General features: G+C 57.8%; 16 protein-coding genes. 14 read left to right on the plus strand and 2 right to left on the minus strand.

Annotation, left to right across the window (positions count from 1 at the left end):
- Window position 1 precedes the first annotated feature (1 nt).
- The 10 genes from pbpC to EV102420_RS03770 all read left to right on the plus strand — a co-directional run bounded on the left by pbpC (window position 2) and on the right by EV102420_RS03770 (window position 13368).
- Complete coding sequence (pbpC, locus tag EV102420_RS03725; protein ID WP_042389071.1) at window positions 2-2326, plus strand: peptidoglycan glycosyltransferase PbpC; 2325 nt, start codon at window positions 2-4, stop codon at window positions 2324-2326.
- Window positions 2327-2475: 149 nt separating this feature from the next.
- Window positions 2476-2907 carry a nucleoside-diphosphate kinase gene (gene ndk, locus EV102420_RS03730; RefSeq protein ID WP_042389074.1) on the plus strand — a complete coding sequence of 144 codons (432 nt, stop codon included), beginning with the start codon at window positions 2476-2478 and terminating at the stop codon, window positions 2905-2907.
- Window positions 2908-3055: 148 nt separating this feature from the next.
- Window positions 3056-4222 (plus strand): dual-specificity RNA methyltransferase RlmN, encoded by a 1167-nt coding sequence (gene rlmN, locus EV102420_RS03735; RefSeq protein ID WP_042389077.1) that lies wholly within the window; start codon window positions 3056-3058, stop codon window positions 4220-4222.
- Window positions 4223-4516: 294 nt separating this feature from the next.
- Window positions 4517-5539, plus strand: coding sequence for a cytoskeleton protein RodZ (gene rodZ / locus EV102420_RS03740; protein WP_042389080.1), 1023 nt, complete (start codon window positions 4517-4519; stop codon window positions 5537-5539).
- A 26-nt stretch (window positions 5540-5565) separates the two neighbouring features.
- Window positions 5566-6684, plus strand: coding sequence for a flavodoxin-dependent (E)-4-hydroxy-3-methylbut-2-enyl-diphosphate synthase (gene ispG / locus EV102420_RS03745; protein ID WP_042389083.1), 1119 nt, complete (start codon window positions 5566-5568; stop codon window positions 6682-6684).
- Between the two features lie 105 nt (window positions 6685-6789).
- Window positions 6790-8064: a histidine--tRNA ligase gene (gene hisS, locus EV102420_RS03750; RefSeq protein ID WP_042389086.1), complete on the plus strand. Its 1275-nt coding sequence runs from the start codon at window positions 6790-6792 to the stop codon at window positions 8062-8064.
- Window positions 8065-8100: 36 nt separating this feature from the next.
- Window positions 8101-8721 (plus strand): YfgM family protein, encoded by a 621-nt coding sequence (locus EV102420_RS03755; protein ID WP_042389088.1) that lies wholly within the window; start codon window positions 8101-8103, stop codon window positions 8719-8721.
- Window positions 8722-8731: 10 nt separating this feature from the next.
- On the plus strand, window positions 8732-9910 hold the full coding sequence (gene bamB / locus EV102420_RS03760) for an outer membrane protein assembly factor BamB (RefSeq protein WP_042389091.1): 1179 nt from the start codon (window positions 8732-8734) through the stop codon (window positions 9908-9910).
- A 130-nt stretch (window positions 9911-10040) separates the two neighbouring features.
- Complete coding sequence (gene der / locus EV102420_RS03765) at window positions 10041-11525, plus strand: ribosome biogenesis GTPase Der (protein WP_042389094.1); 1485 nt, start codon at window positions 10041-10043, stop codon at window positions 11523-11525.
- Between the two features lie 298 nt (window positions 11526-11823).
- The gene (locus EV102420_RS03770; RefSeq protein ID WP_042389097.1) at window positions 11824-13368 is read left to right on the plus strand and encodes a peptide MFS transporter; all 1545 of its coding nucleotides are present in this window, start codon (window positions 11824-11826) and stop codon (window positions 13366-13368) included.
- Between the two features lie 76 nt (window positions 13369-13444).
- Here EV102420_RS03770 and EV102420_RS03775 read toward each other — a convergent pair whose 3' ends face one another.
- On the minus strand, window positions 13445-13879 hold the full coding sequence (locus tag EV102420_RS03775; RefSeq protein ID WP_042389100.1) for a hypothetical protein: 435 nt from the start codon (window positions 13877-13879) through the stop codon (window positions 13445-13447).
- Window positions 13880-14148: 269 nt separating this feature from the next.
- Between EV102420_RS03775 and EV102420_RS21070 the strand changes: the two genes are divergently transcribed.
- Together EV102420_RS21070 and EV102420_RS03780 are read left to right on the plus strand one after the other, a co-directional pair.
- Window positions 14149-14370 (plus strand): zinc ribbon domain-containing protein, encoded by a 222-nt coding sequence (locus EV102420_RS21070; protein ID WP_072015182.1) that lies wholly within the window; start codon window positions 14149-14151, stop codon window positions 14368-14370.
- A 66-nt stretch (window positions 14371-14436) separates the two neighbouring features.
- Complete coding sequence (locus EV102420_RS03780) at window positions 14437-15579, plus strand: MFS transporter (protein WP_042389102.1); 1143 nt, start codon at window positions 14437-14439, stop codon at window positions 15577-15579.
- A 7-nt stretch (window positions 15580-15586) separates the two neighbouring features.
- Here the strand turns inward: EV102420_RS03780 and xseA are convergent, their stop codons facing one another.
- The gene (xseA, locus tag EV102420_RS03785) at window positions 15587-16960 is read right to left on the minus strand and encodes an exodeoxyribonuclease VII large subunit (RefSeq protein ID WP_042389106.1); all 1374 of its coding nucleotides are present in this window, start codon (window positions 16958-16960) and stop codon (window positions 15587-15589) included.
- Between the two features lie 157 nt (window positions 16961-17117).
- On the opposite strand from xseA, the gene guaB reads away from it, so the two are divergent.
- Together guaB and guaA are read left to right on the plus strand one after the other, a co-directional pair.
- The gene (gene guaB, locus EV102420_RS03790; RefSeq protein WP_042389109.1) at window positions 17118-18584 is read left to right on the plus strand and encodes an IMP dehydrogenase; all 1467 of its coding nucleotides are present in this window, start codon (window positions 17118-17120) and stop codon (window positions 18582-18584) included.
- 79 nt (window positions 18585-18663) lie between these two features.
- Window positions 18664-20236: glutamine-hydrolyzing GMP synthase (gene guaA / locus EV102420_RS03795; protein WP_042389110.1), on the plus strand; the 1573-nt coding region annotated here is incomplete at its 3' end.

Below are 20236 nucleotides of genomic sequence, written 5' to 3' on the forward strand. Positions count from 1 at the left end.
CGTGAAACGTGGTCGTATAGGGCGCTCCCGCTGGCTGTTGCTGCCGGGGGCGCTGGTTGCTCTGCTTATTGCGCTGCTGCTTGCGGATCGGATCTGGCCTCTGCCTCTCGCTGAGGTCAATCCGGCGCGGGTGGTGGTGGCTGAAGACGGCACGCCGCTGTGGCGCTTTGCTGACGCCGACGGCATCTGGCGCTATCCGGTGACCATTGAAGAGGTGTCGCCACGCTATTTACAGGCGCTGATCCACTATGAGGATCGCTGGTTCTGGACGCATCCTGGGGTCAACCCGCTGGCGATCGCCCGCGCCGCCTGGCAGGATCTGCGCTCGGCCCGGGTGGTTTCCGGCGGCAGCACCCTCACCATGCAGGTCGCCCGGCTGCTCGATCCCCATCCACGCACCTTCGGCGGCAAGGTGCGCCAGCTGTGGCGTGCAATGCAGCTGGAGTGGCATCTCTCCAAGCGTGAAATTCTGACCCTCTATCTTAATCGCGCGCCCTTCGGCGGCACCTTACAGGGCGTCGGCGCGGCTAGCTGGGCCTACCTTGGCAAGTCCCCGGCGCAGCTGAGCTATGCCGAGGCCGCGCTGCTGGCGGTGCTGCCTCAGGCCCCAAGCCGCCTGCGCCCGGATCGCTGGCCCGAGCGGGCACAGGCGGCACGGGATAAGGTGCTGGAGCGTATGGCATCGCAGCAGGTCTGGTCGGCGCAGCAGGTGCGCGAGTCCCGCGAGGAGCCGGTCTGGCTCGCACCTCGGCAGATGCCGCAGCTTGCCCCGCTCTTTGCCCGGCGTGTGGCGGGCCGGGATAAGCAGAGCAAAATTATTACTACCCTCGACGCCTCTCTGCAACGCCAGCTGGAGGCGTTGGCCCTCAACGTTAAACCGCAGCTGCCACCGCGCAGCTCGCTGGCGATGATCGTTGTCGATCACACCACCATGAAGGTGCGCGGCTGGGTGGGCTCCGTGGATATCAACGACGACACCCGTTTCAGCCATGTGGACATGGTCACCGCCATCCGATCCCCCGGATCGGTGCTCAAGCCCTTTGTCTATGGGCTGGCGATGGATGAGGGGCTGATCCATCCGGCGTCGCTCTTACAGGACGTTCCTCGGCTGGCGGAAGATTACCGTCCCGGCAACTTTGACAGCGGCTTTCACGGTCCGGTGAGTATGAGCGAGGCCCTGGTCCGCTCGCTTAATCTCCCTGCGGTGCAGGTACTGGAGGCCTATGGCCCGAAGCGGTTCGCCGCCCGACTGCGCAACGCCGGGCTGCCGCTGACCCTGCCCGCCGGCGCCGAGCCGAATCTGTCGCTGATCCTTGGCGGGGCAGGCGCGACGCTGGCTGATATCACCGCCGCCTACAGCGCCTTTGCCCGCCACGGCAAGGCTGGGTATTTACGTTTGCAGCCGAACGATCCGCTGGTGGAGCGGCCGCTGATGTCGTCGGGAGCCGCGTGGATTATCCGCCGTATTCTTGCCTCTCAGGCGCAGCCGCTGCCCGATGCCGATCTTGGCCAGGTTGTTCCCCTGGCATGGAAAACCGGCACCAGCTATGGCTATCGCGATGCGTGGGCGGTGGGGATCAACGCCCGCTACGTGATTGGCATCTGGACCGGGCGGCCCGACGGCACTCCGGTCGCTGGACAGTTTGGCTTTGCCAGCGCCGTACCGCTGCTTAATCAGGTCAACACGATGCTCCAGGCTCGCTCGGCGCTGGACGTCGCCCGCCAGCCACGCGATCCGCGCCCGGAGTCGGTTAGCCGGGGCGTGATCTGCTGGCCCGGCGGTCAGAGCTTGCCTGCCGGGGACAGCAACTGCCGTCGCCGTCTCGCGACTTGGCTGCTGGACAAGAGCGAGCCGCCCACGCTTTTACTGCCGCAGCAGGAGGGGATCCGCGGGATCCGCTTCCCGGTCTGGCTCAATGCGCAGGGCCAGCGCGTAGCGGCGGATTGCCCGGATGCCCGGCAGCAAACCCTGGTCGTGTGGCCTCTGCCGCTAGAGCCGTGGCTGCCTGCCAGCGAGCGCCGCGCCGCCCGCCTGCCTGCGCCATCCGTATCCTGTCCACCGCGTCAGCAGGAGTACCCACCTCCGCTGCTGCTTACCGGCGTAAGAGAGGGGGCCGTAGTGAAGCGCCTCCCCGGCGAGGCGTACGTCTCCCTGCCGCTACAGGCGACGGGTGGGGAGGGGGAGCGCTGGTGGTTTATCAACGGTGAGCCGCTGGACAACCATGGGCGAGCGTTAAGCCTGCGCCTTGAGAAACGAGGGGAGTATCAGCTGGTAGTGATGGATGGGGTAGGGCAGACCGCGACGGTGCTTTTTCGGGTGCTGTAGCGCCAGTTTGCGACTGGCTGTTGCTAAAACTCATCTTATTTTAAAAAAATGTTATCTTCATCCATAGGCAAGGGTGACGTTGCTCTCTATAATTCGCGCCGGGTCATACGCGTGTATGCACGACAACAAAACACATAACAGAGGTTATCATGGCAATTGAACGTACTTTTTCCATCATCAAGCCGAACGCGGTGGCAAAAAACGTTATTGGCAGCATCTTTTCGCGCTTTGAATCCGCTGGGTTCAAAATCGTTGGTACCAAAATGCTGCATCTGACCGTTGAGCAGGCTCGTGGCTTCTACGCTGAGCACGAAGGTCGCCCTTTCTTTGATGGTCTGGTTGAGTTCATGACCTCTGGCCCGATCGTGGTATCCGTGCTGGAAGGCGAAAACGCCGTACAGCGTCACCGTGACCTGCTGGGTGCGACCAACCCGGACAACGCGCTGGCCGGTACTCTGCGCGCCGACTACGCTGACAGCTTCACCGAGAACGGCACCCACGGCTCTGACTCCGTTGAGTCTGCTACCCGTGAAATCGCCTTCTTCTTCGGCGAAAATGAAGTGTGTGCCCGTACGCGTTAATTATTTCGCTAATGCCGCCGACAGACGTGGCATTGGTGCGGTAGAATTTGTACAATGCAGCGCCCCGGACGAGCAGCCGCTTACCGGGGCGCTTCTTTTTTCAACCCTCCAGGGGCCACAACGTGTAACAACGAGGCCGGAATCTATTATGTCAGAACAAACTGTTACGCCTGAAATCGTCGTGTCGACGGTTCCCAACAAAGACGCCAAAATCAACCTGCTGGATCTCAACCGTCAGCAGATGCGCGAATTTTTCAAAAACCTGGGCGAAAAGCCGTTCCGCGCCGATCAGGTGATGAAGTGGATGTACCACTACTGCAGCGATAACTTTGATGATATGACCGATATCAACAAGGTGCTGCGTAACAAGCTCAAAGAGGTCGCGGAGATCCGCGCCCCGGAAGTTGTGGAAGAGCAGCGCTCTACTGATGGCACCATTAAATGGGCGATCGCGGTAGGCGACCAGCGCGTTGAGACGGTCTACATCCCGGAAGAAGATCGCGCCACGCTGTGCGTCTCTTCCCAGGTCGGCTGCGCCCTGGAGTGTAAATTCTGCTCTACCGCCCAGCAGGGCTTTAACCGTAACCTGCGGGTCTCTGAGATCATCGGCCAGGTGTGGCGCGCGGCGAAAATCGTTGGCGCAGCTAAAGTCACCGGTACGCGTCCAATCACCAACGTGGTGATGATGGGCATGGGCGAGCCGCTGCTCAACCTGAACAACGTCGTTCCGGCGATGGAGATCATGCTGGATGATTTCGGCTTTGGCCTCTCCAAGCGTCGCGTGACGCTGTCGACCTCTGGCGTCGTGCCGGCCCTCGACAAGCTGGGCGATATGATTGACGTGGCGCTGGCCATTTCGCTCCACGCGCCGACGGACGAAATCCGTGACGAAATTGTACCGATTAACAAAAAGTACAATATCGAAACCTTCCTCGACGCCGTGCGCCGCTACATTAGCAAATCCAATGCTAATCAGGGCCGCGTCACCATCGAGTACGTTATGCTGGATCACGTTAACGACGGAACCGAGCATGCGCACCAGCTGGCGGAAGTGCTGAAGGATACCCCATGTAAGATCAACCTGATCCCATGGAACCCCTTCCCCGGCGCGCCGTATGGCCGTAGCTCAAACAGCCGTATCGATCGCTTCTCTAAAGTGTTGATGGAGTATGGGTTTACCACTATCGTGCGTAAAACTCGCGGTGATGATATCGACGCTGCCTGCGGTCAGCTGGCGGGTGAGGTGATCGACCGTACCAAGCGCACCTTACGCAAGCGTATGCAGGGCGAGACAATTTCGGTTAAGGCCGTTTAATTATGCTTTCTGCACGGTCCCGAGCGGGGATCGTGCAGCATAATCGCGTGGCGTAAGTAACCTAAATATACAGTTTCGATAAATAATTACGGTGCGTTTCCGTCGTGTTTAAGGCAGTATGTAACGATGGAACAACAGTTTAGCCCTTGAGGTAAAAGCTGTTCTGTTATCCCCGGCCTGACAGCCTTATACTGTCGGTCTAAGGTTAACTGACCCAGAAGTTTCGCGGTGCGGGTGGGCATTGTGACTTACCGGCACCTGATTTTACATCTCACGTACCAGCAGCTGTAGCGAATGAATACTGAAGCCACTCAAGACCTAAATGCAACACAAACCACTGGCGTTCGTCTGCGCAACGCCCGTGAACAACTTGGGCTAAGCCAACAAGCGGTCGCTGAACGCCTGTGCCTCAAGGTTTCCACCGTTCGCGATATCGAAGAAGACAAAGCGCCTGCCGAATTGGCTTCCACCTTCCTGCGGGGCTATATCCGCTCTTATGCACGCCTCGTGCACATCCCGGAAGAAGAGCTGCTGCCGATGATGGAGAAACAGGCTCCGGTCAGAGCGGCTAAGGTCGCCCCGATGCAGTCTTTCTCTCTTGGTAAACGCCGCAAGAAGCGCGATGGCTGGCTGTCGAGTATCACCTGGCTGATTGTCTTTGTCGTGGTTGGCCTGACTGGCGCATGGTGGTGGCAGAACCATAAAGCCCAGCAGGAAGAGATCAGCACCATGGCCGATCAATCTTCTGCTGAACTGAACGCCAACAACGAAACGCAAAGCGTCCCCCTGAATACCGACCCAACCGAGCCTGCTGACGCGCAGACCACCGGTACCGCACCAGCCGAGGTGGCGATCCAGACGCCGCCAACGGCTACTACCACCGCGCCAGCACAGACCACCGCGCAAAACGCCGTGGTCTCTCCGTCTCAGGCTAACGTTGACTCGGTGACTGCCCCTGCGGCCACCACTGCACCTGCGGTGACCGCAGCGGCAAATAGCACACCGGGCGCAGCGCCGCTGCCAACCGATCAGGCGGCTGTAACCAATACCGCCGATGCCAACGCGCTGGCCATGACCTTCACCGCCGACTGCTGGCTGGAAGTCACCGATGCTAACGGCAAGAAGCTGTTCAGCGGCATCCAGCGCAGCGGTGCTAACCTGAACCTGGCTGGTCAGACCCCTTATAAATTAAAAATTGGCGCACCGTCAGCCGTGCAGATCCAGTTCCAGGGCAAGCCCGTCGATCTGAGCCGCTTTATCAGAAGTAACCAGGTTGCGCGCCTGACCCTCAATGCCGAACAATCAGCAGCTCAGTAACTGACGGGCAACGCGGGAGAGTTTTCATGCATAACCAGGCCCCTATTCAGCGTAGAAAATCGAAACGCATCTACGTGGGGAATGTACCTATCGGCGATGGTGCCCCTATCGCCGTTCAGTCAATGACCAATACGCGTACCACGGATGTGGAAGCGACGGTTAATCAAATCAAAGCTCTGGAGCGCGTGGGCGCGGATATCGTCCGTGTTTCCGTGCCGACCATGGACGCGGCGGAAGCCTTTAAGCTCATCAAACAGCAGGTCAGCGTTCCGCTGGTCGCGGATATCCACTTTGACTACCGTATTGCGCTGAAGGTGGCGGAGTATGGCGTCGACTGCCTGCGCATCAACCCAGGCAACATCGGCAATGAAGAGCGTATTCGTACCGTTGTGGACTGCGCGCGTGACAAAAATATTCCGATCCGCATCGGCGTTAACGCCGGATCGCTGGAGAAGGATCTGCAGGAGAAGTATGGTGAGCCGACGCCGCAGGCGCTGCTGGAATCCGCCATGCGTCATGTGGATCATCTGGATCGTCTCAACTTCGATCAGTTCAAGGTGAGCGTTAAAGCCTCCGACGTCTTCCTCGCCGTTGAGTCCTACCGCCTGCTGGCGAAGCAGATCGATCAGCCGCTGCATCTCGGGATCACCGAAGCCGGTGGCGCACGCGCGGGCGCGGTGAAATCTGCCATCGGCCTTGGGCTGCTGCTCTCAGAAGGGATCGGCGACACGCTGCGTATCTCGCTGGCGGCGGATCCGGTTGAAGAGATCAAGGTGGGCTTCGATATTCTCAAGTCCCTGCGCATCCGCGCTCGGGGTATTAACTTTATCGCCTGCCCAACCTGCTCCCGTCAGGAGTTTGACGTTATCGGCACGGTTAACGCCCTTGAGCAGCGCCTGGAAGATATCATCACCCCGATGGACGTCTCGATCATCGGCTGCGTGGTGAACGGCCCGGGCGAAGCGCTGGTCTCTACCCTCGGCGTCACCGGCGGCAACAAGAAAAGCGGCCTGTATGAAGACGGCGTGCGTAAGGATCGGCTGGATAACGGCGATATGATCGCCCAGCTGGAAGCGCGTATCCGTGCCAAGGCCTCTATGCTTGATGAAGCCCGCCGCATTGACGTTCAGCAGCTGGAAAAATAACGTCGCTGGGAAGCGGCTGGCTTCCCGTGTATGATTGAACCCGCAGGGCCCGCACGTTCGGGTTTGCCCTGAGGGTTCATTTTTATATTTATAAAGAGAATAAACGTGGCAAAGAATATTCAAGCCATTCGCGGCATGAACGATTACCTGCCAGGCGACACCGCCATCTGGCAGCGCATTGAAGGCACACTTAAGAACGTGCTCGGCAGCTACGGTTACAGTGAAATCCGCTTGCCGATTGTAGAGCAGACCCCGTTATTCAAACGCGCCATCGGTGAAGTTACCGACGTGGTTGAAAAAGAGATGTATACCTTTGACGACCGCAACGGCGATAGCCTGACGCTGCGTCCGGAAGGTACGGCGGGCTGCGTACGCGCCGGCATCGAACATGGTCTCCTGTACAATCAGGAGCAGCGTCTGTGGTACGTCGGGCCGATGTTCCGCTACGAGCGTCCGCAGAAAGGGCGCTATCGCCAGTTCCATCAGCTGGGTTGTGAAGTCTTTGGCCTGCAGGGCCCGGACATCGACGCCGAGCTGATCCTGCTCACCGCCCGCTGGTGGCGTGCGCTGGGCATCGCCGATCACGTCAGCCTGGAGCTGAACTCTATCGGCTCGCTGGAAGCGCGTGCTAACTACCGCGATGCGCTGGTAGCGTTCCTTGAGCAGCATAAAGATAAGCTCGACGAAGACTGCAAGCGCCGCATGTACAGCAACCCGCTGCGCGTGCTGGACTCTAAAAACCCGGACGTGCAGGCGCTGTTAAACGATGCGCCGGCGCTGGGCGACTATCTGGACGACGACTCGCGCGAACACTTTGCCGGTTTGTGCAAACTGTTGGACGCGGCTGGCATCGCTTATACCGTTAATCAGCGTCTGGTACGCGGCCTCGACTACTACAACCGCACCGTTTTTGAGTGGGTCACCAGCAGCCTCGGCTCGCAGGGTACCGTCTGCGCAGGCGGCCGCTACGACGGCCTGGTAGAACAGCTCGGCGGGCGTGCGACCCCAGCGGTAGGTTTTGCGATGGGCCTGGAGCGACTTGTTTTGTTAGTTCAGGCAGTTAATCCGGAATTTAATGCCGATCCGGTTGTCGATATATACCTGGTCGCATCAGGTACGGATACCCAGGCCGCTGCACTGCAGCTGGCTGAGCGTGTCCGCGATGCGGTGCCAGAGGTGAAATTGATGACCAACCACGGCGGCGGCAACTTTAAGAAACAGTTTGCCCGTGCCGATAAGTGGGGCGCTCGCGTCGCGCTGGTGCTGGGTGAGTCAGAAGTGGCTGACGGCAACGTGGTGGTAAAAGATTTACGCTCTGGTGAGCAGACTACCGTAGCGCAGGATAGCGTTGCCGCGCATGTGCGCACACTACTGGGTTAATCTCCCCGGGGAATTATCGTTTAGGAGAAGGACTGCGTGGAAATCTACGAGAACGAACACGACCAGGTTGATGCGATTAAACGCTTCTTTGCCGAGAATGGCAAAGCGCTGGCCGTTGGGGTTATTTTAGGCGTTGGCGCGCTGGTAGGCTGGCGCTACTGGACAAGCCATCAGGATGATTCCGTGCGTGAATCCTCCTATGCCTATGAAAATGCCATCTCGGCGCTGCGGGCAGATAAGCCAGAGACGCTGGCGGCCGCAGAGAGGTTTGCGGCTGATACGAAAAACACTTACGGTGCCTTTGCCTCCCTTGAGCTGGCCCAGCAGTTTGTAGAAAGCAACCAGCTGGATAAAGCGGCAGCGCAGCTGCAACAGGGCCTGGCCGCCGCCAGTGATGAGAACCTCAAAGCGGTGATCAATCTGCGCCTGGCGCGCGTTCAGGTACAGCTGAAGCAGGCTGACGCGGCGCTGAAAACCCTGGAGTCAATCAAGGGTGAAGGCTGGACGGCCATCGTAGCCGATCTGCGTGGTGAAGCCCTGCTTAGCAAGGGCGATAAGCAAGGTGCGCGCAGCGCGTGGGAAGCAGGCGCGAAGAGCGACGCTTCTCCAGCGCTGAGTGAAATGTTGCAGATGAAAATCAATAATTTGTCCATCTGAGAGGGACCCGATGCAATTGCGTAAATTACTTCTGCCAGGGCTGCTGTCGGTCACCTTGCTAAGCGGCTGTTCTCTGTTTAACGGCGAAGAGGACGTTGTCAAAATGTCTCCGCTGCCGACGGTAGAGAACCAATTTGACCCGTCCACCGCGTGGAGCACCTCTGTCGGCGACGGTATTGGCGACTTCTATTCCAACCTGCACCCGGCGTTTGCCGACAGCGTAGTGTACGCTGCCGATCGTCATGGGACAGTGAAAGCCCTCAATGCCGATGATGGCAAAGAGGTGTGGTCTATTAGCCTGGCCGAGAAGAGCGGCTGGTTCTCAACCCGTCCAGCGCTGCTCTCTGGCGGCCTGACGGTAGCAGGCGGTCACGTCTACGTCGGCAGTGAAAAGGCGCAGGTCTATGCCCTGAACACCAACGATGGCTCGCAGGCCTGGCAGACTACCGCCGCCGGGGAAGTGCTTTCCCGTCCGGTCGTGAGCGATGGCCTGGTGCTGATCCATACCAGCAACGGCCAGCTGCAGGCGCTGAACGAGAGCGATGGCGCAGTGAAGTGGACCGTTAACCTTGATATGCCAGCCCTGTCGCTGCGCGGTGAATCCGCCCCGGCTCCGGCCTTTGGTGCGGCGATTGTCGGCGGCGATAACGGTCGCGTCAGCGCGGTGATGCTGAAAGAGGGCCAGATGATCTGGCAGCAGCGTATCTCCCAGGCCACCGGCGCAACGGAGATCGATCGTCTGAGCGACGTCGATACGACGCCGGTTGTGGTAAACGGCGTGGTCTATACGCTGGCCTACAACGGTAACCTGACCGCGCTGGATCTGCGCAGCGGCCAGATTATGTGGAAACGCGAGCTGGGCTCGGTGAACGATTTCATCGTTGACGGCAACCGCATTTACCTGGTAGACCAGAACGATCGCGTGCTGGCCCTGACGACTGACGGCGGCGTCACGCTCTGGACACAAAGCGATCTGCTGCACCGTAACCTAACCTCGCCGGCGTTGTATAATGGATCTATCGTGGTCGGTGACAGCGAAGGCTATATGCACTGGATCAACCCGGAAGACGGACGTTTCGTGGCGCAGCAGAAAATTGACAGCTCCGGTCTGCTGACCGAACCTGTTGTCGCTGATGGTAAGCTGCTGATCCAGGCGAAAGACGGTACGCTCTACGCGATTACGCGTTAATTACGGCGGTCGTTAGCATTGAAAAACGGCTCCTGTTTCAGGGGCCGTTTTACTGTTTTTAATTTTTACTGATTTACCAGCGGCGCGAATCGGCGACGTTGACAATGATTTTTTGAATGAGGCTTTAAACATGATTCCTGTGGTCGCGCTTGTCGGACGCCCGAACGTTGGCAAATCCACCCTTTTTAACCGCTTAACGCGTACTCGTGATGCGCTGGTAGCGGACTTCCCGGGGCTGACGCGCGACCGTAAATACGGTCGGGCTGAGGTCGAGGGCCGCGAGTTTATCTGTATCGATACCGGCGGTATTGACGGTACGGAAGACGGCGTTGAAACCCGTATGGCCGAGCAGTCGCTGCTGGCGATTGAAGAGGCGGACGTGGTGCTGTTTATGGTGGATGCCCGTGCAGGCCTGATGCCTGCCGATGAGGCCATTGCCAAGCATCTGCGCTCGCGTGAAAAACCGACCTTCCTGGTTGCTAACAAAACCGACGGCCTCGATCCCGACCAGGCTGTCCTTGATTTCTACTCCCTCGGCCTGGGCGAAATCCACCCGATCGCCGCCTCCCACGGACGTGGCGTGACCAGCCTGCTGGAGCACGTGCTGGTGCCGTGGATGCAGGAAGTCGATCCGCGTGAAGAGGAAGAGGTGGACGAAGACGCGGCCTACTGGGCGCAGTTCGAGGCCGAGCAGAACGGTGAAGAGGTTGAAGAGCCGGAAGATGACTTCAACCCGCTGGATCTGCCGATCAAGCTGGCTATCGTTGGCCGTCCTAACGTCGGTAAATCAACCCTGACCAACCGCATTCTCGGCGAGGATCGCGTGGTGGTATACGACATGCCGGGCACCACTCGCGACAGCATCTACATCCCGATGCAGCGCGACGAGCGTGAATATGTGCTGATCGATACCGCAGGCGTGCGTAAGCGCGGCAAGATCACCGATACCGTAGAGAAGTTCTCGGTAATCAAAACCCTGCAGGCGATTGAAGACGCCAACGTGGTCATGCTGGTGATCGATGCCCGGGAAGGCATCTCCGATCAGGATCTCTCCCTGCTGGGCTTTATCCTCAACAGCGGTCGTTCGCTGGTGATCGTCGTCAACAAGTGGGACGGCCTGAGCAATGAAGTGAGGGAGCAGGTTAAAGAGACCCTCGATTTCCGTCTGGGCTTTATCGACTTTGCCCGCGTGCACTTTATCTCTGCTCTGCACGGCAGCGGCGTGGGTAACCTGTTTGAATCCGTACGCGAAGCCTATGACAGCTCGACTCGCCGCCAGAGCACCGCGATGCTGACCCGCATCATGACTATGGCTGCGGAAGATCACCAGCCGCCGCTGGTGCGCGGTCGCCGCGTGAAGCTGAAATACGCTCACGCCGGGGGGTACAACCCGCCAATCGTGGTGATCCACGGCAACCAGGTGAAAGACCTGCCGGACTCCTACAAGCGCTACCTGATGAACTACTTCCGCAAATCGCTGGACGTTATGGGTACGCCGATCCGTATCCAGTTCAAAGAGGGTGATAACCCGTTCGCTAACAAGCGCAACACCCTGACCCCGAACCAGATGCGTAAGCGTAAGCGTCTGATCAAGCACATTAAGAAAGGCAAGTAACCCCTGCTGATTTCGATAAAACCCGCGCCTGTCGCGGGTTTTTTCGTCTGTTGGGAGCGTAAGTTTTCCTGCGCTGTGTCAAACACTATTCGTTCTTAGCCAACTTAAAATCTAAGAAAGTAGACAAACGTCGAGTTTTCATCTTAAAGTCCCGGGGTTGGGACTAGACAAAACTAGCGCCAGATTATCAAATGGTTATATAACTCTTCGCCGCATATAAAAAAATCGGTCAGATACGTAACTGATCGGCGTATATCGCGGCGTTTACCTGCACAACGACATACCTTTCGGGAGAAATATGCAATCCTCTGTTAATCACCAAGAGAGCCGAACGTTCTTCGGCCATCCTTATCCGCTCGGCTCGCTGTTCTTCACCGAGATGTGGGAGCGTTTCTCGTTCTACGGCATCCGGCCGCTGCTGATCCTGTTTATGGCGGCCACCGTGTATGACGGCGGGATGGGGCTGGCGCGGGAGAACGCCTCTGCCATTGTCGGCATCTTTGCCGGTACCATGTATCTTGCCGCACTGCCGGGTGGCTGGCTGGCGGATAACTGGCTCGGCCAACAGCGCGCGGTCTGGTACGGCTCGATCCTGATTGCCCTCGGCCACCTGTCGATTGCACTCTCTGCCTTTATGGGCGACAACCTGTTCTTTATCGGCCTGATGTTCATCGTGCTCGGCTCTGGTTTGTTCAAAACCTGTATCTCGGTCATGGTCGGCACGCTGTACAAAAAAGGCGATGCGCGTCGCGACGGCGGTTTCTCGCTGTTCTACATGGGCATCAACATGGGCTCCTTCATTGCGCCGCTGATCTCCGGCTGGCTGATTAAGAGCCACGGCTGGCACTGGGGCTTTGGTATCGGCGGCATCGGGATGCTGGTGGCGCTGATTATCTTCCGCGTGTTTGCCGTTCCGGCCATGAAACGCTACGACAGCGAAGTGGGCCTGGACTCCACCTGGAACAGCCCGGTAGTGAAGCGAAACGGCGTGGGCATGTGGCTGCTGGCGCTGGCAGTCGGCGTAGCGGTTATCGTAACGCTGATCGCGCAGGGTGTGATTGTCATCAACCCGGTCGCGGTCGCCAGCGTGCTGGTGTACGTGATTGCGGCGTCGGTGGCGCTCTACTTCATCTACCTGTTTATCTTTGCTGGCCTGAACCGTAAAGAGCGCGCCCGACTGCTGGTCTGCTTTATCCTGCTGGTCTCCGCAGCGTTCTTCTGGTCTGCGTTTGAGCAAAAGCCAACCTCGTTTAACCTGTTCGCCAATGACTACACGAACCGTATGATCGGGGGTTTTGAAATCCCTGCCGTGTGGTTCCAGTCAATTAATGCCCTGTTTATCATTCTGCTGGCCCCGGTATTTAGCTGGGCGTGGCCGAAGTTGGCGAGCATGAACATTCGCCCAAGCAGCATTACCAAGTTCGTGATTGGGATTCTCTTTGCGGCGGCAGGCTTTGGCCTGATGATGCTGGCGGCACAGAACGTGCTGAACAGCGGCGGGGCAGGGGTATCGCCTTTCTGGCTGGTCGGCAGCATCCTGATGCTGACGCTTGGCGAGCTGTGCTTGAGCCCAATTGGTCTGGCGACCATGACGCTGTTGGCCCCGGAAAGAATGCGCGGTCAGATGATGGGGCTGTGGTTCTGCGCGAGCGCGCTGGGTAACCTGGCGGCAGGCCTGATTGGCGGTCACGTGAAGGCTGACCAGCTTGATATGCTGCCGGACCTCTTTGCACGCTGCTCCGTAGCTCTCTTGATCTGCGCCGCCGTGCTGATCGTCCTTATTGTTCCGGTTCGCCGCATGCTGGCAAACGCTCAGGCTAAACCGGCCGTTAACGCCGGATAACACCTCAACGTTACCGGGGCAGAGGTTGTGCCCCGGTAATTAAGCGGCCAGGTTAAGCCGACTCTCGGCCTGGCACTTAAAATTCTCGCGATATCGTCATGTAGCCGTTATAGCGTACTGAGCACTCTTCATCATTCATCAGTGCTGAGGAGATAAATACGTCTTTTTTACCGACATCATTAGTGTAGGTGTAACGTACTATTAAATTTAGGACATGATTGCTGTGATAAATTTTGAAGTAATCATTTTCAGATAACCCCTTTCCGGATGCGCTATCGGCTTTAGCCATCTGTCGGGCAAACACGTCGGATACCGGAGCAATGCTTAATATCTCCGTGACGATTTTACTATTTTGTATGTTTTCCAGCTTAATCCCAAGATCGTTTTTAACGCTGACCTGTAACATGCTTTCAGCATAATGGCCTGGGGCAGCGCATTCACTTCCGGGTAAATCCGCAGCATAACTAACCGTCGGCAACACTGTGATAATGAAAGGCACTAACGCTTTCATCGGATAACCTCTAAATCTACATCAGCTTTGTTCAATATATGAATTTATAACGCAATTCGCTATTCATTGGTATTTGTAATAATTTATGGATGTAATATTTTGTGTGATGAAGTTTACCATCAGAGGGCAGATGAATATGTTGGTTTTGATTAATTTTCTAATGAATGACATTGCGAATTTTAAACGGTAAAACCAATGTCCTCACCTGCATTGTCCATACGAGCACGAGAGCGTTATAATTAGGTAATTGACATATTATAGGAGGCGTTATGCAACTGACCTGTCCTAACTGTGATAAGCCGATGGAGCTTGTTGGCACCCATGCGCATTGCGAAAATTGTAACCTTGATGTGGCGTTAGAAGCACGCTGCCCCGATTGCCATCAGCCATTAGAGGTGCTCAAGGCCTGCGGCGCGGTAGATTACTTCTGCCAGCACGGCCACGGGCTGATCTCGAAAAAGCGCGTCGAGTTCGTCAGGTCTGACGCCTAATCACAAAATTTGCGCAATCATCTCTTAGCACTTACGTTTTTAACTGCTCATAAAAAGAGAAACGTAATGAAAAGAGATGTGGCGTTGGGAGTAACCGGCTTTGCCTTGATCGCCGTAACCTATGGGATGGCGAGATTTTCATGGGGGCTCATGCTGCCCGATATTCGACAGGAGATCCCTTTCACGCCAGAAGTCGCTGGCTTAATTGCCGCCTGTAGCTACGTAGCCTACTGCTTATCCGTCTTCATCGCCTCCTTTTTTACCAGCCGCTTCGGCCCACGCGTCACGGCAATATTGGCTGCCGTTGTGGCCGCCGTCGGGTTGCTTATCCTGGCTTTTGCGGCTGCGCCGCTCTATCTGGCGCTCGGCCTGTTTGTGGCAGGTATGAGCTCTGGACTGGCCTCTCCCGCCCTGGCGGGGGCCGTGAACGACGCCATTCCTGATGAACGCCAGACGCAGGTGAATACAACCATTAACGCCGGAACAAGCGGGGGCATCATTCTGTCCGTCCCCATTCTTTTTTTCATGCCGGGCGGGTGGCGTGTCTCCTGCATGGTTTTCGCTTTACTGGCGTTGGTATGCCTGCTCGCTGCGTGGCGTACTCTGCCTAAAAGTGCGTCTAAATCGACAGAGGGATCGCCGCACTGGCGCATCCTCTTTCGCAAGCCGGGCATGTTTCGGCTGTTAGTTATTGCGTTTGTTAGCGGTATTGCCAGCGCGGCATGGTGGAGCTTTGGGCCTGAGTTACTTCAGCAGCACACCAAAGTAGATAGCGCGATGACAAACATCCTCTGGCTGGTGAGCGGTGGAGCAGGCGTCATCGCCGTGTTTACCGGCACCGTGGCGCGACGTATCGGCATGCGGGGCGTTTACTGGGGATCGCAGTTCTTTATGGCAGCGTCTTTGGCCGCGCTGGCATTGAGCCACGGTTTTAACGGGTGGCTTTTTCCGGTGGTGGCGATGAGCGGCGCGGGGTATGTCATTTTGTCCGGCGTGCTATTGGTGCAGGGGGCGGAGATTGCGCAACCTTCACCAGCGGCGGGCGTCAGTATGGCTTTCCTGATGCTGGCTGCCGGGCAGGTCGTAGGATCGGTTCTCTTTGGCCAGCTCTATGGTGCGATCGGCGCGGCTGGCGCATTGGCTGTTTTTTCCGGCCTGTCATGGGTAATGCTTACCGTTACGCCTGACAGACATCATCAGGCGAACTAGCGTCAGGTCAGGTTTTTTTGCGCGCCCGCGTTTTTTTAGCGACGGTCACGCCTTTCACTTCACTTTCCACCCAGCCATCAACCAGGCGGGTGGTGAGCACATCCCCAGCTTTTACCTGTTTGGTTTGCTTCAGCACGTTGCCATCCGTCGCGGTGGTTACGCTGTAGCCGCGTGCCAGGGTAGCCAGTGGGCTCACGGCATCAAGATGGGTCATGGCGTTGCCAAAGCGTTCGCGAGTGGCGCTGAGCCTGGCGCTCATCAGCTGGGCCAGACGGTACTCCAACTGCTGAACGCGATTTTGGGCGCGGTGAATACGCGGCTGTGGCGAGTGCTGATTCAGCCGCTGGGTCATCCGCTGCTGGCGCTGACCTGAACGCTTAAGCTGATTATCCATCGCGTAGGTCATCCGCTGGCGCAGCCGCTCAAGCACGGTTTGCTGACGCGCCAGCCGCAGCTGCGGGTGCTGTTGCTGTAAGCGGTGCTCCAGCTGGGTAAAACGACGGGTGCGGTTAGCGAGATAGTAATCCATCGCCATCTCCAGTCGCTGCTGGCCGCTTTGCAGCTGACGCAGCAGCTCAAGCTGGTTGCGGCTGACCATCTCTGCGGCGGCGGACGGGGTCGGCGCACGCAGGTCGGCCACAAAGTCGGCGATGGTCACATCGGTTTCATGCCCGACGGCGCTGACGATAGGGATCTGGCTGGCGAAAATCGCCCGTGCCACACGCTCATCGTTGAAGCTCCAGAGATCCTCCAGCGAGCCGCCGCCGCGTCCGACGATCAGCACGTCACACTCTTTACGGCTGTTCGCCAGCGCAATGGCGCGAACGATCTGCCCAGGCGCATCTTCACCCTGAACGGCGGTCGGGTAGATCACGACCGGCAGGGAGGGATCGCGGCGCTTAAGCACGTGCAGAATATCGTGCAGCGCGGCCCCGGTTTTCGAAGTGATCACCCCTACGCAGTGGGCGGGGGAGGGAAGCGGCTGCTTGCTTTGCTGGTCGAACAGCCCCTCTGCCGCCAGCTTCGCCTTGAGCTGCTCGTACTTCTGCTGAAGCAGGCCTTCCCCTGCGGGCTGCATGCTCTCGACGATGATCTGATACTCGCCGCGCGGCTCGTAGAGCGTAATGCTGGCGCGGACCAGAATCTGCTGTCCGTGCTGGGGACGGAAGGTGACCCGACGGTTGCTGTTGCGAAACATCGCACAGCGTACCTGGGCGGTATCATCCTTCAGCGTGAAGTACCAGTGACCGGAGGCAGGCTGAGTAAAGTTTGATATCTCACCGCTGATCCAGACCTGGCCAACTTCTCTTTCCAGCAGCAGGCGCACCGTCTGATTCAGGCGGCTAACGGTAAAAATTGCGGGGGATTGCATCGATGACATGTGAGCCAGATCAAATTTTAAATCAGAAGGTTAATTAATCGATAGTAACCCGATGGGCCGCAATCGCAACTAATTTTGCAAAAAAGTGTAGATGCAATCGGTTACGCTCTGTATAATGCCACGGCAATATTTAACCACCCGGTCAGAGATATTGCCCATGCTACGTATCGCTAAAGAAGCCCTGACGTTTGACGACGTCCTCCTCGTTCCCGCTCATTCTACCGTTCTGCCGAATACTGCCGACCTCAGCACCCAGCTTACCAAAACCATTCGCCTGAACATTCCTATGCTCTCTGCGGCAATGGACACCGTGACGGAAGCACGCCTGGCTATCGCCCTGGCGCAGGAAGGGGGCATCGGTTTTATCCATAAAAACATGTCCATCGAGCGTCAGGCGGAAGAAGTACGCCGCGTGAAGAAACATGAGTCCGGTATCGTATCCGACCCACAGACCGTTCTGCCAACCACCACGCTGCATGAAGTGAAAGCGCTGACCGAGCGTAACGGCTTTGCCGGTTACCCGGTAGTGACGGAAGACTATGAGCTGGTCGGTATTATTACCGGTCGTGACGTGCGTTTCGTGACTGACCTGAACCAGCCGGTAAGCGTGTATATGACGCCGAAAGAGCGCCTGGTTACCGTGCGCGAAGGCGAAACCCGTGACGTCGTGCTGGCTAAAATGCACGAAAAACGCGTTGAGAAAGCGCTGGTAGTGGACGATAGCTTCCATCTGCGCGGCATGATCACCGTAAAAGATTTCCAGAAAGCCGAACGTAAGCCGAACGCCTGTAAAGACGAGCATGGCCGTCTGCGCGTTGGCGCTGCGGTAGGCGCGGGCGCGGGCAACGAAGAGCGCGTTGATGCGCTGGTTGCCGCTGGCGTTGACGTGCTGCTGATTGACTCCTCCCACGGCCACTCCGAAGGCGTGCTGCAGCGTATTCGTGAGACCCGTGCAAAATACCCTAACCTGCAGATCATCGGCGGCAACGTAGCGACCGGCGCAGGCGCACGTGCCCTGGCCGACGCTGGCGTCAGCGCGGTGAAAGTGGGGATCGGCCCAGGCTCTATCTGTACTACCCGTATCGTAACCGGCGTAGGCGTTCCGCAGATCACCGCCGTTTCCGACGCGGTTGAAGCCCTTGAAGGCACCGGTATTCCGGTGATCGCCGACGGCGGCATCCGCTTCTCCGGCGATATCGCTAAAGCGATTGCCGCAGGCGCGGCGGCGGTGATGGTGGGCTCCATGCTGGCCGGTACCGAAGAGTCCCCGGGCGAGATCGAACTCTTCCAGGGCCGCTCTTACAAATCCTACCGCGGTATGGGCTCGCTGGGCGCGATGTCTAAAGGCTCCTCCGATCGCTACTTCCAGACCGATAACGCCGCTGACAAGCTGGTGCCGGAAGGTATCGAAGGCCGCGTAGCGTACAAAGGCTACCTGAAAGAGATCATTCACCAGCAGATGGGCGGCCTGCGCTCCTGTATGGGTCTGACCGGCTGTGGTACTATCGACGCGCTGCGTACGCAGGCTGAATTTGTACGCATCAGCGGGGCGGGCATTCAGGAGAGCCACGTTCACGACGTGACCATCACTAAAGAGTCCCCGAACTACCGCATGGGTTCCTGATTTAATTTATAGGCCGGGTGGGCGTAACGCTGCCCGGCACTTATTTTCTCTATCTGCTTCTGCCTCGGAACAATCGTCAATGACCGACAATATTCATAAGCATCGTATTCTTATCCTCGACTTTGGTTCGCAGTACACCCAGCTTGTTGCCCGCCGCGTGCGTGAGCTGGGCGTCTACTGTGAGCTGTGGGCTTGGGACGTCACCGAAGCCCAAATCCGTGAGTTCAACCCGAACGGGATCATCCTGTCCGGCGGCCCGGAGAGCACCACTGAACACAACAGCCCGCGCGCACCGCAGTATGTATTTGAGGCAGGCGTACCGGTATTCGGCGTTTGCTACGGTATGCAGACGATGGCGATGCAGCTTGGCGGCCACGTTGAAGGCTCCAACGAGCGTGAGTTTGGCTACGCCCAGGTTGAAGTGATGACTCAGAGCGCGCTGGTGCGCGGTATTGAGGACTCCCTGAGCGCAGAGGGCAATCCGCTGCTGGACGTGTGGATGAGCCACGGCGACAAAGTTACCGCTATCCCGGAAGGCTTCGTGACCGTTGCCAGCACCGAGACCTGTCCGTTCGCCATTATGGCTAACGAAGAGAAGCGCTTCTACGGCGTGCAGTTCCACCCGGAAGTGACCCACACCCGTCAGGGCCTGCGTATGCTGGAGCGTTTCGTGCGCGACATCTGCGAATGTGAAGCGCTGTGGACCCCGGCTAAAATTATCGATGACGCTATCGAGCGTATCCGCCAGCAGGTTGGCAATGACAAGGTGATCCTTGGCCTCTCCGGCGGCGTGGACTCCTCCGTCACCGCAATGCTGCTGCACCGCGCCATTGGCGATCGCCTGACCTGTGTGTTCGTTGACAACGGCCTGCTGCGCCTGAACGAAGCCGAGCAGGTGATGGATATGTTTGGCGATCACTTTGGCCTGAACATTGTGCACGTTGAAGGCGAGCAGCGTTTCCTTGACGCGCTGGCGGGTGAGAACGATCCGGAAGCGAAACGTAAAATCATCGGCCGCGTCTTCGTTGAAGTGTTTGACGAAGAGGCGCTGAAGCTGGAAGACGTTAAGTGGCTGGCACAGGGTACCATCTACCCTGACGTCATCGAGTCCGCTGCATCGGCGACCGGTAAAGCACACGTCATTAAATCTCACCACAACGTGGGCGGCCTGCCGAAAGAGATGAAGATGGGTCTGGTTGAACCGCTGCGTGAGCTGTTCAAAGACGAAGTGCGCAAGATTGGTCTTGAGCTGGGCCTGCCGTACGACATGCTCTACCGTCACCCGTTCCCGGGTCCGGGTCTGGGCGTCCGCGTGCTGGGCGAAGTGAAGAAAGAGTACTGCGACCTGCTGCGTCGCGCTGACGCTATCTTCATTGAAGAGCTGCGCAAAGCTGACCTGTATAACAAAGTGAGCCAGGCCTTCACCGTGTTCCTGCCGGTACGCTCTGTAGGCGTAATGGGCGACGGCCGTAAGTACGACTGGGTTGTCTCCCTGCGCGCGGTTGAGACCATCGACTTTATGACCGCACACTGGGCACACCTGCCGTATGATTTCTTAGGTCGCGTCTCTAACCGCATAATTAATGAGGTTAATGGCATTTCGCGCGTGGTCTATGATATCAGCGGTAAACCACCGGCTACGATTGAGTGGG

Source organism: Pseudescherichia vulneris NBRC 102420, from assembly GCF_000759795.1.
GTDB lineage: Bacteria > Pseudomonadota > Gammaproteobacteria > Enterobacterales > Enterobacteriaceae > Pseudescherichia > Pseudescherichia vulneris.

Coding starts and splice junctions, on each gene's coding strand:
- ndk (WP_042389074.1), top strand. CDS start 2,476: ATGGCAATTGAACGTACTTTTTCCATCATCAAGCCGAACGCGGTGGCA.
- rlmN (WP_042389077.1), top strand. CDS start 3,056: ATGTCAGAACAAACTGTTACGCCTGAAATCGTCGTGTCGACGGTTCCC.
- rodZ (WP_042389080.1), top strand. CDS start 4,517: ATGAATACTGAAGCCACTCAAGACCTAAATGCAACACAAACCACTGGC.
- ispG (WP_042389083.1), top strand. CDS start 5,566: ATGCATAACCAGGCCCCTATTCAGCGTAGAAAATCGAAACGCATCTAC.
- bamB (WP_042389091.1), top strand. CDS start 8,732: ATGCAATTGCGTAAATTACTTCTGCCAGGGCTGCTGTCGGTCACCTTG.
- der (WP_042389094.1), top strand. CDS start 10,041: ATGATTCCTGTGGTCGCGCTTGTCGGACGCCCGAACGTTGGCAAATCC.
- EV102420_RS03770 (WP_042389097.1), top strand. CDS start 11,824: ATGCAATCCTCTGTTAATCACCAAGAGAGCCGAACGTTCTTCGGCCAT.
- EV102420_RS03775 (WP_042389100.1), bottom strand. CDS start 13,879: ATGAAAGCGTTAGTGCCTTTCATTATCACAGTGTTGCCGACGGTTAGT.
- EV102420_RS21070 (WP_072015182.1), top strand. CDS start 14,149: ATGCAACTGACCTGTCCTAACTGTGATAAGCCGATGGAGCTTGTTGGC.
- EV102420_RS03780 (WP_042389102.1), top strand. CDS start 14,437: ATGAAAAGAGATGTGGCGTTGGGAGTAACCGGCTTTGCCTTGATCGCC.
- xseA (WP_042389106.1), bottom strand. CDS start 16,960: ATGTCATCGATGCAATCCCCCGCAATTTTTACCGTTAGCCGCCTGAAT.
- guaB (WP_042389109.1), top strand. CDS start 17,118: ATGCTACGTATCGCTAAAGAAGCCCTGACGTTTGACGACGTCCTCCTC.